General features: G+C 46.2%; 16 protein-coding genes. 14 read left to right on the top strand and 2 right to left on the bottom strand.

Going from position 1 to position 17291, the window contains the following annotated elements:
• Nucleotides 1–102 precede the first annotated feature (102 nt).
• The 11 genes from MHN33_RS21420 to MHN33_RS21470 all read left to right on the top strand — a co-directional run bounded on the left by MHN33_RS21420 (nt 103) and on the right by MHN33_RS21470 (nt 11561).
• Nucleotides 103–1710, top strand: coding sequence for an aldehyde dehydrogenase (locus MHN33_RS21420; protein ID WP_239401217.1), 1608 nt, complete (start codon nt 103–105; stop codon nt 1708–1710).
• On the top strand, nt 1707–2837 hold the full coding sequence (locus MHN33_RS21425) for an acyl-CoA dehydrogenase family protein (protein WP_239401219.1): 1131 nt from the start codon (nt 1707–1709) through the stop codon (nt 2835–2837). The genes MHN33_RS21420 and MHN33_RS21425 overlap by 4 nt, the downstream gene beginning before the upstream one ends.
• A 6-nt stretch (nt 2838–2843) precedes the next feature.
• Nucleotides 2844–4136: an aspartate aminotransferase family protein gene (locus MHN33_RS21430; protein ID WP_239401221.1), complete on the top strand. Its 1293-nt coding sequence runs from the start codon at nt 2844–2846 to the stop codon at nt 4134–4136.
• Between the two features lie 2 nt (nt 4137–4138).
• The gene (locus MHN33_RS21435; protein ID WP_239401223.1) at nt 4139–4618 is read left to right on the top strand and encodes an SRPBCC family protein; all 480 of its coding nucleotides are present in this window, start codon (nt 4139–4141) and stop codon (nt 4616–4618) included.
• A 68-nt stretch (nt 4619–4686) separates the two neighbouring features.
• Entirely contained in the window at nt 4687–5616 is a 930-nt protein-coding gene (locus MHN33_RS21440) for a hypothetical protein (RefSeq protein ID WP_239401225.1), read from the top strand.
• A gap of 4 nt (nt 5617–5620) precedes the next feature.
• Nucleotides 5621–6883 carry a hypothetical protein gene (locus MHN33_RS21445; protein WP_239401227.1) on the top strand — a complete coding sequence of 421 codons (1263 nt, stop codon included), beginning with the start codon at nt 5621–5623 and terminating at the stop codon, nt 6881–6883.
• A gap of 21 nt (nt 6884–6904) precedes the next feature.
• Nucleotides 6905–7660, top strand: coding sequence for a hypothetical protein (locus tag MHN33_RS21450; RefSeq protein WP_239401229.1), 756 nt, complete (start codon nt 6905–6907; stop codon nt 7658–7660).
• Nucleotides 7661–8231: 571 nt separating this feature from the next.
• Nucleotides 8232–9437 carry an RsmB/NOP family class I SAM-dependent RNA methyltransferase gene (locus MHN33_RS21455; RefSeq protein ID WP_239401230.1) on the top strand — a complete coding sequence of 402 codons (1206 nt, stop codon included), beginning with the start codon at nt 8232–8234 and terminating at the stop codon, nt 9435–9437.
• A 15-nt stretch (nt 9438–9452) separates the two neighbouring features.
• Nucleotides 9453–9704 carry a DUF2999 family protein gene (locus MHN33_RS21460; RefSeq protein ID WP_046004601.1) on the top strand — a complete coding sequence of 84 codons (252 nt, stop codon included), beginning with the start codon at nt 9453–9455 and terminating at the stop codon, nt 9702–9704.
• 151 nt (nt 9705–9855) lie between these two features.
• Complete coding sequence (locus tag MHN33_RS21465) at nt 9856–10653, top strand: GH25 family lysozyme (protein ID WP_239401231.1); 798 nt, start codon at nt 9856–9858, stop codon at nt 10651–10653.
• Nucleotides 10650–11561, top strand: coding sequence for a hypothetical protein (locus MHN33_RS21470; RefSeq protein ID WP_239401232.1), 912 nt, complete (start codon nt 10650–10652; stop codon nt 11559–11561). The genes MHN33_RS21465 and MHN33_RS21470 overlap by 4 nt, the downstream gene beginning before the upstream one ends.
• Nucleotides 11562–11661: 100 nt before the next feature.
• Here MHN33_RS21470 and MHN33_RS21475 read toward each other — a convergent pair whose 3' ends face one another.
• Both MHN33_RS21475 and udk read right to left on the bottom strand, forming a co-directional pair.
• Entirely contained in the window at nt 11662–12885 is a 1224-nt protein-coding gene (locus MHN33_RS21475) for a NupC/NupG family nucleoside CNT transporter (protein ID WP_239401233.1), read from the bottom strand.
• Between the two features lie 17 nt (nt 12886–12902).
• Nucleotides 12903–13532 (bottom strand): uridine kinase, encoded by a 630-nt coding sequence (gene udk / locus MHN33_RS21480; protein WP_049865267.1) that lies wholly within the window; start codon nt 13530–13532, stop codon nt 12903–12905.
• Nucleotides 13533–13848: 316 nt separating this feature from the next.
• On the opposite strand from udk, the gene MHN33_RS21485 reads away from it, so the two are divergent.
• The 3 genes from MHN33_RS21485 (at nt 13849) to MHN33_RS21495 (ending at nt 17253) form a co-directional block, all read left to right on the top strand.
• Nucleotides 13849–15063: a phosphopentomutase gene (locus MHN33_RS21485; protein ID WP_239401234.1), complete on the top strand. Its 1215-nt coding sequence runs from the start codon at nt 13849–13851 to the stop codon at nt 15061–15063.
• A gap of 17 nt (nt 15064–15080) precedes the next feature.
• Nucleotides 15081–15782 carry a purine-nucleoside phosphorylase gene (gene deoD, locus MHN33_RS21490; RefSeq protein WP_054013530.1) on the top strand — a complete coding sequence of 234 codons (702 nt, stop codon included), beginning with the start codon at nt 15081–15083 and terminating at the stop codon, nt 15780–15782.
• A gap of 481 nt (nt 15783–16263) precedes the next feature.
• A complete protein-coding gene (locus MHN33_RS21495) occupies nt 16264–17253 on the top strand; it encodes a tetratricopeptide repeat protein (protein WP_239401236.1) in 990 nt (329 codons plus the stop codon).
• Nucleotides 17254–17291 lie beyond the last annotated feature (38 nt).

Below are 17291 nucleotides of genomic sequence, written 5' to 3' on the forward strand. Positions count from 1 at the left end.
CTTTTAATGTGTATTTGGTAATAATTGTGTTGATCTGATTTGACAAATATATAAGTATGTACCCATTGTTTGAAAATAATTTCGTCGAAGGAAGGACTATGTATGCGCTCTTATAACTCTTATATCAATGGAGAGGAGGTTTCTTCTGGTTCATGGGTATATACGATCAAAGCTTCGTCTGTTTTAGCTGATACACTTCAAAGCCTTAAATTGAAACGCAATCTGGAAAAAGGAAGGCGTGATGACGGGGAGTCACATCCAGATGTCGCGGCAAGGTGTGATATTACTTCCGACGAACATCACCAGCTTGCACTTGAATCGGCCAGTACTGCGTTTAAGCAATGGTCTACATTTCCCATCGAAAAAAGACTGGAAGTCGCCACACGATTCCACCAGGCAGTTCAGGATCGCAAGCAAGAGTTTATAGATGTGCTGATAGAGGAAGGTCATCCCAGAAAATTAGCTGAATGGGAAGTGTCAGGGATACTGCAAAGCACGGATGAAAGTGCCGTTACTTTGTGGCGAAAACAGTTATATGAAGAATGCCAAATTGGTCCCAGAGATCTTAAATTGATCAGAAGAGCCGATGGTGTCGTAGCTCTTAGTCCACCTCAAAATGCCGCGGCTTCCAACTCAGTCGGTGGACTTGCCTGCTTAGTTGCTGGTAATGCCCTGGTCGTGAAGGCGCCAAGAAGTTGCTCTTATGGTGTCATGTATGTCTGCCGGGAAATAATCGCGCCCATTTTGGAAGAGGTGGGTGCTCCGCGCGGCACGCTGAACCTGGTTTGCGGTACATCGAGCAGGATCATGGCACGCTGGATGGATAATCCGCTGGTGGATGACATTTTCTTTTTTGGTAGCAGTGAGCGCGGTATCGAAATCGGTAAGGAGGCCGTTCAGAAGGGGAAAAAGCCGATCCTGGAGCTGGCGGGAAATGACATATGCGTCGTCTGGCATGATGCTGATTTAGACTGTGCAGCTGAAGCCCTGACGGAATGCTTTTTCGGTTCAGGGCAAATTTGCATGGTACCAAAATGCGCCCTTATCCATCCTGCCATTGCGGATCGCTTATTGGATAAGTTGTTGACGTTAGTCAGTATGATACAGCCAGGCATGCCAGAAGAAAAAGACGTGTTACTGTCTCCCGTACTCAGAACGGAAGAGTTTTTCCGTTTCCTGGATGACGCCGTGAAACAGGGGGGCGAAGTGATCACAGGGGGTGTCAGAGTCGAGCTAGATGGTGAAGCATCTCCGACAGGCCCCTTCCTTTCCCCTACGCTTGTGAAAATTCAGGGCTTAACCGGAGCTAGGGAGATTGAGTGTGTAAAAAAAGAGACTTTTTTCCCGTTATTGCCGGTTATCGTGATCGAGGCTGAAGACGAGAAAAGTAGCCTGGATCGAGTTATTGAATTTATCAATAGCAATGATTATGGCTTGCGTAATTCATTCTGGACCAGCAATAAAGAAACCATTGAGTTTGTAATCAAGCAGGTCAACAACGGCGGGCTGCTGAAAATTAATGATTCACACATTGGCTTTGCACCATGGCTGGGTACGCATGGCGGTACAGGGCTGACCGGGGGACCGTTCGGTGAGCTGAATTATCCGCTACTGAGGACGACGCACTTGCAGGGCGTAAGTGTTGGTGAAGGGATCCGACCTCGTCAGTCAGTATTTGAGTACGTAACGTCAAAAAAGGAAGTAAAATGAAACTGTTAGGGCAAGAGAGAGAATTGCTTGAGCGATATTTACCAGGTCTGAATGCGCGTCTCGATGAAACACCATTAGAAGTATTAGAGGGAAATGAAAATCCCAGTATCAACTGGTATAAAGAGGCAGGTGGTGCCGGGCTGCTTGTTTCAGAGGATTTTGGAGGAGCGGGAGTCAGTGCTGTCAATATGATTAAATTGACACGGGCTATCGCTTCCAAGGCACCGTCACTGGCTCTTTGCACGACAATGCACCAATTTTCACTTGCGAGCCTGATTGAGCTGTCGCGAAACAGCGATGGTCCAGAGTGGATGTTATTAGACGGTATCGCTCGGGACAAGCTGCTGATGTGTTCTGCTTTTGCCGAGGGAAGAGCCGGACAGAGTATTCTTGAGCCTACAATGAGCGCGGTATGGGACGGAAATAACTGGTTGGTCAGCGGGCGTAAGCAGCCCTGCAGTTTAGCCCGTTCGATGGACCTCATCACTGCCAGTGTCAAATTAGAAAAAGCGGGACAGGAAAGTGTCACCGGGGTGGCGCTGATACCTGCTAAGTCAGCGGGGATTTCGACAGAACCATTTTGGCAGAATAAGATTCTTGCAGGGACTGAGTCTGACGCACTGGTTCTGGATAACGTGGAAGTGCACCCCGAATTGGTCTTTGAACTGGGGCTGGAGTTTAAAGGCAAGCTAGACGACCTGCAAACCTATGGTTTTATTTGGTTTGAATTGTTATTGACTACCAGTTATCTCGGGGCTGCGATGTCCCTGGTCGAAAGAGTGTTCGAAAATGCTCGAGGCGATGCAGCGGCACGTGTGGCGCTGGCAACAGAACTGAAGGGTGTCTCTATGTTGCTGGACTCTGTTGCCCAAGAGCTGGACAGTGGCTCTGATCGTAACGAATGTCTGGCACATGCACTGATTGCACGTTATCAGGTTACAGATGCAATCCACAGAAGCATTGTTAAGTCGGTGGAACTACTCGGAGGGATTGCATTTATTAAATGCCCTGAAATTTCATACTTATCATCTGCTGCACAGGCCATCAGCTTCCACCCACCTTCCCGGGCAAGCGCTATTTCAGGTTTACATAGTTGGTTTGAAGGCAACGTATTAACAATGGAATGATGTCAGATGGACAATACATTAGCACCAGCGGCAAAATCATCCGCTGACTTTGAACAGATTTTGCAGTTATGTAAGCAGCATTTGTCTAAAGGCAGAGCCAAAATATCGGATGTGTTTGGCACTGATCTGGAAGTGAGCTCGAAGGGCGCATGGATCACAACCTCGAATGGGACTCAATATCTCAATGCCGGAGGCTATGGGGTATTTATTCATGGTGCGCGCCACCCACATGTCGAGCAGGCTGTCATCCAGCAGATCCAGACCAATCCTGTTTCTTCACGCATTTTACTTGAACCAACCGCAGCGCTCGCTGCCGAAGCACTGATCCGCATAGCGCCAAAAGGACTACGCCATGTGCACTTTGCAGGCTCAGGTGCAGAGGCCACCGAGGCTGCGATTAAGTTGTGCCGGACTTTAGGCAGGACACGCTTGATAACGACGAAAAATGGCTATCACGGCAAGACAATGGGGGCATTGAGCGTGACTGCAAATGATGTCTACCAAAGCCCGTTCCAACCGTTGTTGGGCGACATCGATTGTGTTGAGTTCGGCGATTTGAACGCAATGGAAGACGCTTTAAAGCAGGGCTCAAAAGCGGCTGTCATCATAGAGCCTATTCAGGGAGAAGGAGGCGTTCGCATACCGCCTTGCGGTTATCTGAAGGCAGTTAAAGCTCTGTGTGTCAAATATGATGCGTTACTAATTCTGGATGAAATTCAAACAGGTATGGGGCGTTTGGGTAGATGGTGGGGAGCTGACTTTGAACAAGTTACTCCGGATATCATGCTGTGTGGCAAAGGGCTGTCTGGTGGCATAGTGCCGGTTTCGGCTATGGTCGCAACCCCGGACGTATTTAAAGCATTTAATCGGGATCCTTTTATCCATACCTCGACCTTTTCTGGTGCGCCTATTGCCATGGCTGCTGTTAAGGCTGCAATAGAAGCAATAGAAAACGATGATTTGACAACCAAAGCAACAGCCCTGGGCAAGCAAATTAAAGAAGGCCTTGAACATACGGTTAGGCACAATTGTGCCCATTTAGTAAAAGAAGTGAGAGGGATTGGTCTGTTGATCGGTGTGGAGCTGCATTCACCGGGTCTGGCAGGCGCCTTAATAGCAGAGCTGATAGAACGACGTTTGATTGTTAATTACTCGCTTAATGCTGGGGCAGTGTTGCGCTTCACTCCTTCTGCGGTAATGAGCCAAAGTGACGTGGTGTTTTTACTAGAAGCATTTGAAAGTGCATGTATTGCATTAGCTGAGCAATACCCAAGTTTAAATTCAGTTGGAGTGATTTAATTATGAGACGTGTTGAGATCCATGCGGTTATCCCTAATACCCAGGCAGATCACGTATTTGATACCTTATCCGATTTCCGCCACTACGCAGAACTTGTCGACACGGTTGTCAGTGTTGAGATGGATAGAGAATCCGCACAAGAGGCCCAAAGTAGCTGGGTCGTCAAGTTTCGCAATGGCCTGCTTAAATGGACCGAACGGGACTGGTTCAAGCGAGAAGAACTTCGGCTGGAGTTTGAGCAAATCGATGGCGACTTTGAGGAGTTTTTGGGAGCCTGGCATATAGAACAACTGGATGGTGATGTGAGAGTTGCCCTGATCGTCGATTTTGATTTTGGGGTGCCTTCTCTGGAAAGCATAGTAAATCCAGTTGCTGCCCGGGTATTAACCGATGTAACCCAGCAAATATTGAAAGGGTTATTTAGTGAGGACGTGCGATTTAATGACGCACCTCAAGAATCAGAAGTAGAACTCAGTGCCTAAGCCTGCATGCTGTAGCAACTAAGTTGTCAAGGAATAGGTTAAATATTTTAGAATCGAAGGAGAATGACATGAGTCACCCAAAAAAGGCTGCTGATAGCTGGGAATATCCAAGAACTAAAGAACAAAGAGATAGTTTGTACGCTAAGCATGCATCAGATGAAACTGTACCTATGGGGAACTTGCTATCCGACATAGCGCCTAAAACCATCTTTAAAGCAATTCAAATCATGCTGGCAAAAGGGTCCATAGAGCAAAAGTTGCTGCCCCTGGCTTTGGACTGCAGTGCGTTTCAGAAAGAGGATTTTACCTATAGTAAGACTCAAATTGAACAAGTGGTAGACAACCTGAAGCAGATCCCTTTTCGTGAAAAGGGCATGAAGTGGATCATTGATTTTAACGGTGAATTGAGAGTGCAATTCTACGGAGAGCGAATCGTTAACATTCCATATGAAAAGATGGTTGAGCGTGTAGATATCAGTCGTGTCGGTGACTGTTTCAGAGATGTTTTGGGCATCAATACTGAAGTCTTTAAGCGTGATGATAAAGGCCGTCCCACATTGCAAATTGAACGGATCGCAGCCCTTGCACAGCCAAACTATTCCGCGTTTTTGGGCAAAGATGAACTTGATGTGTATAAGCTGGAGCTTCAGGAGTATCACGACAAAAAAGTGGTCAACTGGATGAAAACAGTATGCAGCCCGAATGCATCTACTGTGATAGATGACAGTTATTTTGCTTTATCACCCAGTGAAGATGGCAAAGGGACTAAGCTGGAATTTGCGGCTTTGCAAGAGTTTCCGTTGCCAAGGATCATGGTGTTATTTGGGTTGAGCAAGTGGAAGTGGTATCGAGAGTGGTTGACTCGCGGGGCATATCGCCGTTTTTGGAATGATACATCCGGTAACGTACTAAAAATGTATGCCGGTGAGAGTGTTGCAACAGGAAAACCGAGATCGGTAAGCAAAACGAGTCGAGATAAATGTAGCGAGGCACGGTAGTAACATGGAGTTTCCGTATTCTTTTTATATTGCTCTGGATGGAAATGGGCTGAATGGATTAGAGGGCCGCGCAGGGATGTGCGCCTTTCGCTATGATCCTGAATCAAAGAAATATGACTACCTAATTAAGTATTATGACGGCATGGCGGGCGGCCATGCCGTCAGTGTTAGTCCAAATGGGAAAGTTGGTTTTTTAGGTAGTACGGGTCAGCACTTAATGTTTTTTGATACCCAGACACTGGAGGAAATAGGCCGAGTTTCGACCTTGTGGTACGAAAGTACTAATTCATCTATCAAAGGTAGCACCCATGCTGTGTGGATGAATGATGAGGAAGTGATCGTTGCGATCGGCGAGAGCCTGTGGAGCATTAACATCAAGGATCTTGATAAAGCAGAAGTCATTGCAAAGCATGGACTGAAAGTACCGCACGCGCTGAAAAAAACAGCCTCAGGAAATTACCTGGTGTATGGTGGTATGGATCACCCCGAAGAGGGAGAAGCAAAAGAAGTCGGTATATTGGATTTGCAGACTAAAGAGGTGCGAAAAATCGAGCTGCCTGCAACATGCTGGCATGTTGCCTGCCATCCAACGGAAGATAAATTTTATGCCCTGTCTTTTCGTGTTCTTCCACAAGGTGGTGATTGGCATGAATGGGCCATTTCGCTGTTTAAAGAGTATGTTTTTGAGATTGACGCGGTATCAGGAAAAGTGCTCAGACACTGGAGCGCTGGCCAAGACCTTCATGCACATATCAATTCGGATGTTTGTCTGTCAGAGCAAGAGTTGATTTATTGCAACGGAGCAAGCGGTACAATTGTGATGATTGACAGAGACGATTTTAGCTCATTCAGGATGATTGATGAGCGACCCAAGTTTCTTGCTCGTTTGGGCGCAACGCGACAACGCATGCGGACTTTTATCGACAGTATGACCAGAGGCTCCATTTTTACCAACGGCCATTTTCATTTGCGTGCTTTACGTGCTTCAAGGTGGACAATGTTAGACTCAGTTTATGCGTGTCAGTTGTCTTCAGATCAGAAGTACTTGTTCACTGCAAACAGAGGCTTAAATACAATCACGGTTTATAACTATCCCGATAATACCGTAAACTTATCGGTAAAAATGCCTTCAATGCAACAGTATGATGACACGCTGAAATGGTGGGGAGATCCACGCTTAGGTTTCCATCACAGTACATTACGAACAACACTGACGCCTCTGCAACAGAATACAAACGAAAACAAGAATAACGCGCTTCGAGTCTAGATTGGTGCAAGGGAGGTAAACATGTTGGCGCAAGTATTAGTAAATATATCAAAAGCTCCGCAAATCTTTTTTGCGAAAAATACCGTTCGACGTAAAGCGTATTCCTTTGATGTTGACCTGTCTCAATACTCACTCAGCGACTATGAGCAGATAATCGACGTGTTGCGCCAAGTTGAAGCAGAAGTATTAAGCACACCCGGGAATAGAGACAGGATGCACTGGGTGCACTTTAAAGACACAACCTACTTTTATGGTGAACAAGAATTCAAACTTCCTTTTGATGAATTTGTTGAAAAAGTCGACATAGCGCACGCGGGGGATTTTTATCGTGATTCAGTGGGCCTGGTTACACAAATTGTAAAGCGGGATACAAAAGGACGCCCAACTTACCAGGGTGCCCGTATTGTTGCTTTACCTCAACCTAATTACGCCGCATTTATGGGCAAAGGTAACTTAGACGTATACAAGCTTGAAAAGGTCGAATATGGTCAGAATGAGCACCGTGTATGGATGAAAACGGTGCACAGCCCAAATGGCTCTGCCGCGTGTGATGACGGGTATTTGCTGTTTAAACGTACGCCTGAAAATTATGTCAAAGTGGCATTTCTGGCTTGCCAGAGTTTTCCGGTTCCCCCGCTAATGGCTGCACTGTTTTTAGATAGGTGGAAGTGGTTTAAAGACACGCTTACAGAAGCAGCATACAGGGGATTTTGCAACAGAATGATGAAGAATATCATTGCATGCTATGAAGGCAAAAGCTACAAAGTAGGAAAGTAAGGTGTACGTAAGCTTATACCTATCCACATAACTAAGTCGCCAATCTCGGTGATAACAAGGAAAAATCTGTGACCTTTTGTCTCAGGTGTAGATTCTAAATGAGAAATTTTAATATAGTTATCGCGGAGTTAAGCTCTCAGATTGGTATAAATATGCGTATATCGTCGCCTAAATATGCAATATCACAATCAGTTTGAGCACGCTCTATGTATGTGTGTAATTCACCTTGCCAGGAATTTTAAAACCATGTCGCATTGTAAAACGGCCAGTATTTGAATGCTGGCCTTTTATCTTATGAAAACGGGCGTAATACCAATTTTACTTAATACCTGTTCAATTTGAAGGAGTAAATCTGCCGCTAACTACGTTAAAAATTTATAATTTAGAACAACTAAATAGCAAGATTTTTGCCTTGTTATCGACCCTATTTTCTCGCCTCAAAATAGAACACCTAATTAAGCAAATTGGTATAAATCAGAGGTTAGCATCGGAGTTTCACAACTCTAATGTGGTTTGAGTCCGACAAAAGCGTTACAATTCAACCTTAGTTAGTGCAGGCAGAGAATTCCGCGTGACCGTTGACCGTCAACTTATCAGTACCTTACACACCGCATTTAATGGCATCTTTCAACAATCACTGTATGCCGATAAAGTAATCCAATACCATTTACATGATAATCCACAGTGGCGCCGTGAAGATAAAGCCTACTTTGTCACAACACTGTATGATTTGGTGCGTTTTGCGCGCAAGTTGACGTATCTTAGTCAAGCCAGTGACCAGGATTTCTGGCCTGTCTGGCAGGCTTACCACATGCTCAAAGACGACCCAATTCCTGATTGGCCAGAAATGTGTGACTTATCAACGGCAGAGCTACAAACCCGGCTGGCGGCCGCCCCCCTGGCAATTCAGCTCAGCTATCCTGATTGGCTGGATGCATTGGGTGCTTCTCAGCTTGGAGAGCAGTGGCCCGTGGTCGCTGAAGCGTTAAATCGTGCGCCGGGCTATTATCTCAGAGCCAATACCTTGAAAAGCTCAGCGCAGTCACTTGCCAGTAAGTTAGCGAAGGAGCAGATAGCCTGTGAACTCGTCTCCTCATCGTTGCCGGATACCCTTGCGATAGAGGCGGTTGATAAACTGTTTAAATCCAGCGCGTTTCAGGCAGGTGAGTGCGAAATGCAAGACGCTGGCTCTCAGCAAATAGCGCCGTTACTTGACCTGGCACCAGGCATGAAAGTGGTCGACGCCTGCGCCGGTGCTGGCGGCAAAAGTTTGCATATTGCAGCTTTGATGAACAACAAAGGTCGTCTGTTGTCGATGGACATTCATCAGCATAAACTGGACAACCTGAAAAAGCGTGCAAAGCGTGCCGGTTGTCACATGATTGAAACCAGGGTTATTAAAAATAATAAGACTATCAAGCGCCTGAAAGACAAGTTTGACCGAGTCTTGCTCGACGTGCCGTGCTCCGGAACTGGGGTGTTACGGCGTAATCCGGACAGTAAGTGGCATCTGAACGAGCAAAGCATTGATGAGCTCATTGCGCTTCAGACAGACTTATTACAGCGTTACAGCCAAATGTGTCGTCCGGGTGGTAAGCTGGTCTATGCAACCTGCTCAGTGCTGCCGGTTGAAAATCAACAGCAGGTTGCACAGTTTCTGGATGCAAATCCCGACTGGACATTGCAGCAAGAGCTAAGTCTGTTGCCGGGTATCAGTTCAGAATTTGACGGATTTTATGGCGCCGTATTGTGCCGTAACGATTCACCACTAGATTAAAATAGGATAAAACACATGAACCCCATTATTGCCCTGCTTAAAGAGCACAATATTAGTGATGAAAAAATCAATGAGGTTTTTCAGGCACTGACCGAAAATCCCCTGATGGCTATGGCGGTTGTTCAGCAACTTAATATCCCTGCTGACAAACTACAACAGCTGATGGCACTTGTGATGCAGAACCCGGCTCTGATCAAGGAAGCCGTACAGGAACTCGGCCTCGATTACGATAAAGTGGAGCAAGCAAAAGCGCAGCTTAAACAATAAGTAATCTTAACTACACGTGAGCGAGCCGAATACCCAGATCGGCCAGCTCATCGCACGTTTCTTTTCTTATATCTCATCAGACAAATTCACTTCCTTTGACTAAACTAAATGCTATTCGCTTGGTAGCACCCATTTATGATAAGGACACTGAATGCTTTCCAGCAAAACACTCGAACATGATTCACCCATGGTCTTTGTGCTCTTTGCGGCCTTGGCCTGTTTGCTCTATTTTTTCCGACCTGGCTTTATGCCCGCAGTGCAACAAGCTGAAAAGCCGCTACAAGCCCTATTTCCGAAGAACTTGCATCAGTATCTCAGCAACCCCAATGCAACGCCGGTACTGGGGGTCGATGTATCTCATTATCAGGGTGCTGTAGACTGGCAGCAAGTTGCGAATACCGGAGTGCAGTTTGTTTACATCAAGGCTACGGATGGCATTACTTATCGCGATCCTGCATTTTACTCTCACCTGAAGGGCGCGCAGGCGGCCGGTTTGCAAGTGGGAGCTTATCATTTCTTTGAGCCAGATGACGATCCCACTAAGCAGGTCGAAAACTTTGTGACGACCGTACAGGGAGTCGGGCTGACGCTAATGCCTATGCTGGATGTGGAGATCACCAGTAACCGCTCCCCCGAGCAGATCAGCAACGGGGTTGCAAAATTCATCGCAACTTTGCAACAGCGCACTGGATGCCAGACGATTCTTTACAGCTATGGCGACTTTTGGCAAAAAAACTTATCGTCCCAATTTGCCAATCAACCTTTTTGGCTGGCTGATTACGCTGACAGCCCCAGTGTGCCAGAGCAGGCGAAGGCCTGGTGGTTGTGGCAATACTCAGATTCCGCACAACTTGCAGGGGTGAATACCCAAGTTGATGTTGATGTGGTGATAGCCGGTGAATCGGGGCTTAATGCTATGAAGTGCACAGCAGAGGGAGCAAAATCATGAACTTTGCAAAAAAGCTCTGGCAGCATGAACACACGGTCATGCGGGCATTGTTGTTGCTTATTGTGGTGACGTTTTTAACTTTGGTGGTGATCCACTACCACGACTGGCAGCATCGCCCGGATGCGTTGTATCTGAGTAATCAGGCGTATCTGCATCACGTTGAGGTTCAGGCGCTGGACGATTTATTCTATCTGGCCGAGATCAATGGCCTGCTTAAAGTGGTTGAAAGCAGTCAGGTGGGCGTGTCTTTCATTGCTGAATTTAAAGTCGATGTTGGCAATATGATCGCGACGGTCACGCATTATTTGCAGCAAGGGATTAATCTTAACCTTGCGTCACTGGTTGCCGTGGAGATCCTGTCCTTACTCAGTGAAGCCGCTCACGTCATCGTTATGCCGTTATTGGTGGTCACTTTGAGCGGTGCGACAATCTGGCTGTGTGCTGAGCTGTTTGGCTTGCCTGTGGTGTTGTGTGCGGTCTTAAAGCGGGTGTGTGAAGGTCTGTTACTCACTTTTGTGTTGCTGCACTTGATGTTGCCTTATGCCATTCATATTAGCGGCGCTATCAGTCATTCTGTCAGCGGCAGCTATAAAACCACGGGTCGCACCGCATTATTGCAATATCACCAGGACGTCACGCACGGACAAAATAAAGCGTCGCTAAAAGATAAAGCTGAGTCGAGCATTCATGAATTGGAAAAAGTATCGCCTAAGCATGTCAGATATCAGCAAAATGCGTTGTCACACTACCTGGTGAGTACACTGGCGGTGAACCTGTTTGACCTGATCCTAATGCCATTGCTGCTTATCTGGGGGTTTTATCGTATTGTGAAAGGGCTGTACCTGCATGCACAGGAAACCTATCGGATGGTAAAAAGTGGTGAGGCAGAAACGATAAAAGGGCCATAAAGGCCCTTTGGTGAAGTATCGTTCAAGTTAGTTTGGTTACTCTAACCCCTTAAAGCAACCAACCAATTGTTTTGCAACTGAGGCATATCTCATTAAGTTTCTAAGCTAGCGAGAGGAAAAACCCTGCAATTGCTGCGCTCATTAGGTTAGCCATAGACCCTGCTAAAACCGCCCTGAGCCCTAAGCGTGCGATATCCTTTCGTCGACTTGGCGCCATACCGCCCAGTCCGCCTAGTAAGATGGCTATCGATGACAAGTTAGCAAATCCACATAACGCGAATGTGACAATCGCTTGTGTGTGCTCACTTAACGTGTCGCGATAATTCATAAAATCCAGGTAAGCAACAAACTCGTTTACAACCAATTTCTGGCCGATAAAGCTGCCTGCCTGAGTGGCTTCTGCCCAAGGTACACCTAACATCCAGGCAACCGGAGCAAATACATAGCCCAAAATCTCTTGTAGTGTCAGTGTCGGATAGTCAAATAACCCACCGATACCGCCAAGTAACCCGTTTAATAGTGCAATCAGTGCCACAAAAGCCAGTAACATAGCACCGACATTCAGTGCCAGATGCATACCGCTTGACGCGCCAGCTGCCGCCGCGTCGATCACATTTACCGGCTTGTCGTCGCCACTGTCTACCTCAGCGAGGTTCTCTTTTGGCTTCTCGGTTTCCGGCACTATCATTTTGGCCATCAGGAAACCACCCGGTGCTGCCATAAAGCTGGCTGCGATCAGATATTTTAATTCAACACCAATGGCGACATAGCCAGCCATGACTGAACCTGCCACCGTTGCCAGACCACCGACCATCACAGCAAAGAGTTCTGACTGGGTCATCTTAGGGATAAAAGGTTTTACAATTAAAGGTGCTTCAGTTTGTCCCACAAAAATGTTTGCCGTTGCCGACAAAGACTCAGGTCTGGACGTTTTCAGCAGTTTTTGTAGACCACCCCCTAAGATTTTGATGATCCACTCCATGATACCAATGTGATATAACACACCGACCAGAGCTGAGAAAAACACGATTACAGGTAATACCTGGATCGCAAAAATAAACCCTATGTTGTCTGCACCCGCTAATGGGCCAAACAGGAAACTGATCCCGTCATTGGCATATCCAATGACAGATGAAACCGCTTTCGACATGGCCGCCAGCGCGTTTTTACCGGCTTCTACAAAAAGTACAAAGCCACCTATGAGTATTTGCATGATAAATGCGATACCCACGGTTCGATAATTAATGGCACTACGCTTGGTGGAAGCCGCGTAGGCGATGGCCAGTAGCATTAACATGCCGACTAAGCTCATTATTGTTGTCATGCCAGATTGTTCCCGTATTATTCTTGCAGTAAATATTTTATTTTACTTTTAATAATATCAATCGCAACGCGATTCATACCGCCACGGGTAACGACCAAGTCGGCATTGTGCTTTGAAGGCTCAATAAACTGGTAAAACATAGGTCTTACCGTTGCCTGATATTGCTCAACCACCGAAGAGATACTTCTACCGCGAGTTTCTATGTCTCGTTGCATTCTTCGCAGCAGACAGATATCAAGCGGTGTATCAATAAATACCTTGATATCAAATTCTTCGATTAATGCTGGATCGCTTAACAGTAAGATCCCTTCAACAACTAAAATCTTTGCCGGGTTTACCGTGCGTGTCTCACTACTGCGTGTATGTTGAGCATAGTCGTAAGTCGGTACTTGTACAGACTTACCTTGACGCAGTTGCGTCAGGTGCTCTTTCATTAGCGCATGTTCAAACGCATCCGGATGGTCATAGTTCGTTTGAGTTCTGTGTTCAAACGGCAAATGCGATTGATCTTTGTAATAAGCGTCTTCTTCTATAACGGCAATGGCACCCGATTCAAGCTCGTTTACTAATTCGTTATAAATAGTTTGACTAAAAAGAGACTTACCGGACGCAGATGCGCCGGCGATGGCTATAATTGTTCGTGTCACTAAAGTTCACACCCAGCAGCTGTTAATGTTGGAAGATCACAATAGCAAAAAAGACACGATTAATCTCTTTTGCCTCGCTTAAGGAGCAAATTTAATTGTTTTGGTTATAACAAAACAGGACTTATGTCCGCTGGTCCAATTAGCGGCAGGATTTAATTAATATAGGTACAAATTGTTTTTTGTTATGCTTTTATGACAGCGGACTTATGTCCTGTACGTTAATTTTGGCTACAAATAAAGTAACACCCTCTGACGAGTTACCACGACAAAAAAACAAAATCGTTGTGCGTCAGAATAAACAAATGAGAGGTAAATTATGGCAAGAGCAATCATATTAATGGCAGACAGCTTGGGCATTGGTGCAGCGCCCGATGCCGAAAAGTTTGGAGATGCTGGTGCTAATACCTTCGCTCATTTGTTAGCAGCTTATAAGCAAGAAAAAGGCGAAGCCTTATCTTTACCTAATTTAAGTAAGTTAGGTTTAGTTGCCGCATGTGAAGCCGCAGGCAAAGAAACGTGTGAAGTTGCCGAGCGCAGCGAACCACAAGCAGCCTGGGGCTATGCAAAAGAGTTATCCAGTGGTAAAGATACACCGTCTGGACACTGGGAAATGGCAGGCGTACCTGTGTTATTTGATTGGGGTTATTTCCCCAACACACAGCCGTGTTTCCCACAAGAATTTATTGATGAGTTGTGCAAGCGTGCAGAGCTCCCCGGTATTTTAGGTAACTGCTATGCGTCGGGTACAACCATCTTAGAGCAACTGGGTGAAGAGCACGTCAAAACTGGCATGCCTATTTGCTACACCTCAGTTGACAGTGTGTTTCAAATAGCCGCACATGAGCAGTCATTCGGCCTTGACAAGCTTTATCAAGTATGTGAAATCGCACGGGCACTGCTTGATGAAATGAATATAGGACGAGTGATTGCGCGGCCATTTATAGGCACTTCGAGTGCCGACTTTATTCGTACTGGTAATCGTCGCGATTACTCAGTGTTGCCACCGTCGCCAACGGTATTAGACAAGCTGGTAAACGATGGTGGTGAGGTGATCAGTATCGGTAAGATCGCAGATATTTATGCGCATCAAGGTATTACGCAAAAGCACAAAGCGCCTGGACTGATGAATCTGCTGGAAAAAACCAGCGAAGTCATTGACAGTGCGCCTGACCATAGCTTGATCTTCACTAACCTGGTGGATTTTGACGAAAAATTTGGTCACCGCCGCAATGCGGTTGGATATGCAGAAGCGTTGGCGCAATTTGATGCCTATTTGCCGACGATACTCGATCAGTTAAAAGACGATGATCTGCTGCTTATTACGGCCGATCACGGTTGTGATCCGACCGCACCGGGCACAGACCACACCCGCGAATACGTGCCAGTATTGGCGTATCGTAACGGAATGAACAATACTCCGTTAGGTGAAAGAAACAGCTTCGCAGATATGGGTCAGACACTGGCTCAATGGTTTAACTTATCTGCTTGTGATTATGGTGATGGCTTTGCAGCCCAACTCGCTAAGGCTTGATTTAAAGGAAACATGTTATGAGTACTCCGCATATTAATGCTAACCCAGGTGATTTTGCAGAAACGGTGCTAATGCCAGGGGACCCACTGCGTGCCAAGTACATTGCTGAAAACTTTTTGCAAGACGCACGTCAGGTAACGGACGTACGCAACATGTTTGGTTTTACCGGCACTTATAACGGTAAGCCAGTTAGTATTATGGGCTCAGGCATGGGTATTCCATCTATGTCTATTTATGCTCGCGAGCTGATTGTCAGCTTTGGTGTTAAGAATTTAATTCGAATCGGTACTTGTGGTGGTATCAATCAGGATACCAAAATTCGTGATGTGATCTTCGCGCAAGGTGCCAGTACAGATTCAAACGTCAACCGCGCTCGTGTGCGTGGCTATGATTTTGCCGCGCTGGCCGACTTTGGTCTGCTTGAAAACGGTGTTAACGCAGCTCGTCGTCTGGGTATTGAAGCAAAAGTAGGCAACGTGTACACCACAGATACCTTCTATCAGGCCGACAGCAGCTTTTACCCTGAACTGGACAAGCTGGGTGTACTGGCTGTTGATATGGAAACGGCTGGTCTGTATGGCGTTGCCGCTGAATACGGCGCAAAGGCGATGGCTCTGTTCACTGTGAGTGACCACGTGATCACCGGTGAAGCAACGCCCCCGGAAGAGCGTCAAAGCACGTTCAATGAAATGGTTAAGATCGCACTAGAATCAATTTAACGAATTCGGTCCTTTAACAGGGCCTCCCTGTTCCTTGGTAACGTAATCGCAGAGTTTTGGAGACACGCCTAAAACAACGCGAATCACACCCAAAAAGCCGCACTTAGTGCGGCTTTTTTTTAACCTGCGATTTGTTGGCTTGCTGAGCATAGCCACACATTTCAGGAGTTGCTCTTCAAGTGCTTCCGAACGTTTATTGACTATTTTATACCAATTTCACTAAATACCTGTTCAATCTGAAGGAGCAAATATGACGCTAACGGCGTTAAAAATTTCTCATTTATAACCTTTACCTAAGGTATGAGTTCGCAAATTTTTGCCTGGTTAGCGAGCATATTTTCTTGCCTCAAAATAGAACACTTAATTAAGCAAATTGGTATTAGTTGTTCCGATATAAGTGCTCTGATCTTTAAGCTTCGTTGGTTTTATATCGCCAACTCGCGATATACTCAGGGTGATTGTTTTTATATTAGGTTCAGAGATGATGGCTTTTTCGATGATGTTACTGACCTGGGCGTTGGCTGTTTCAACACAGAATACATGTACTTTGCCTGTTGAGTTATTCAAAACACAGGCAACCAACCAGCCGCATCAAGCCATACAAACCTATTTAAACCATAAACAAAGTCTCCGACGAACGCTCTGCGCAGACACCACTCTGGTATATCGCTACTTACTGATGGCTGCAACCCGAGAACAAAACTGGCCGCTGGTTGAGGAGGCAGCCATGGCGCTCCAATCGACTCATCTGGCTTCTGATGTGGAAGGAAAAGAGCTCAATATTATCAATAATATCGGAGTGGCCTATCGCAAGGCCGGCCAACCTCAGGATGCCCTGGCACATTATCGCTGCGCCTTAACCTATGCGAGAACACACGATACCAGAGCGCTCATTAAGATTAATATTGCGATAGTACACCGTAATATCGAACAGCCTGCAATTGGTTTTCGTTTACTTGAAGGCATAGACGAGGGGTATTTACCGAGTGTTATACTGGCAGGCTTGCATGTAGCCAAAGGTAACACGGCTTTGCAGCTCAAACGCTATGATGAAGCACTGCGCGCTTATCAGCAGGCTCGCAATCATTATCTGAAAATAGAAGACAGGCGTAATGCCCAGGCTGTGGTTGCTAATATGCTGGTTGTGGCGTTGGCGACGAATGACTTGGGGAATTATGATCGGCTACGCCCTCAGAGCACACTTGATCTCGGTTTGCTCACTGACCACGGACAGCGTTTTGTAAATTGGCTGGACACCTTCCGGTCATATAATGCTGCTAATAATCTGAGTCAGACACAGCAGCAACAACTCCAGGACATACAGGAAATAGCAGCAGATTATCGTGAGTTTGTTGTGTTGTTGTCGGCGCGTTTTGGTCTGAATCAGGATGTGGCGCTACGAACTCGAAATAAAAGCCACCATTCACCTCTGTCGGGTGCGTTGGCTAAACACTGGTGCCCGTCGTTATAACAACAGTGGTTTTTGATGGTTTAGCATAAAAATTTGTT

Origin of the sequence: Pseudoalteromonas sp. OOF1S-7 (assembly GCF_022347765.1) — a bacterium.
Taxonomy (GTDB): domain Bacteria; phylum Pseudomonadota; class Gammaproteobacteria; order Enterobacterales; family Alteromonadaceae; genus Pseudoalteromonas.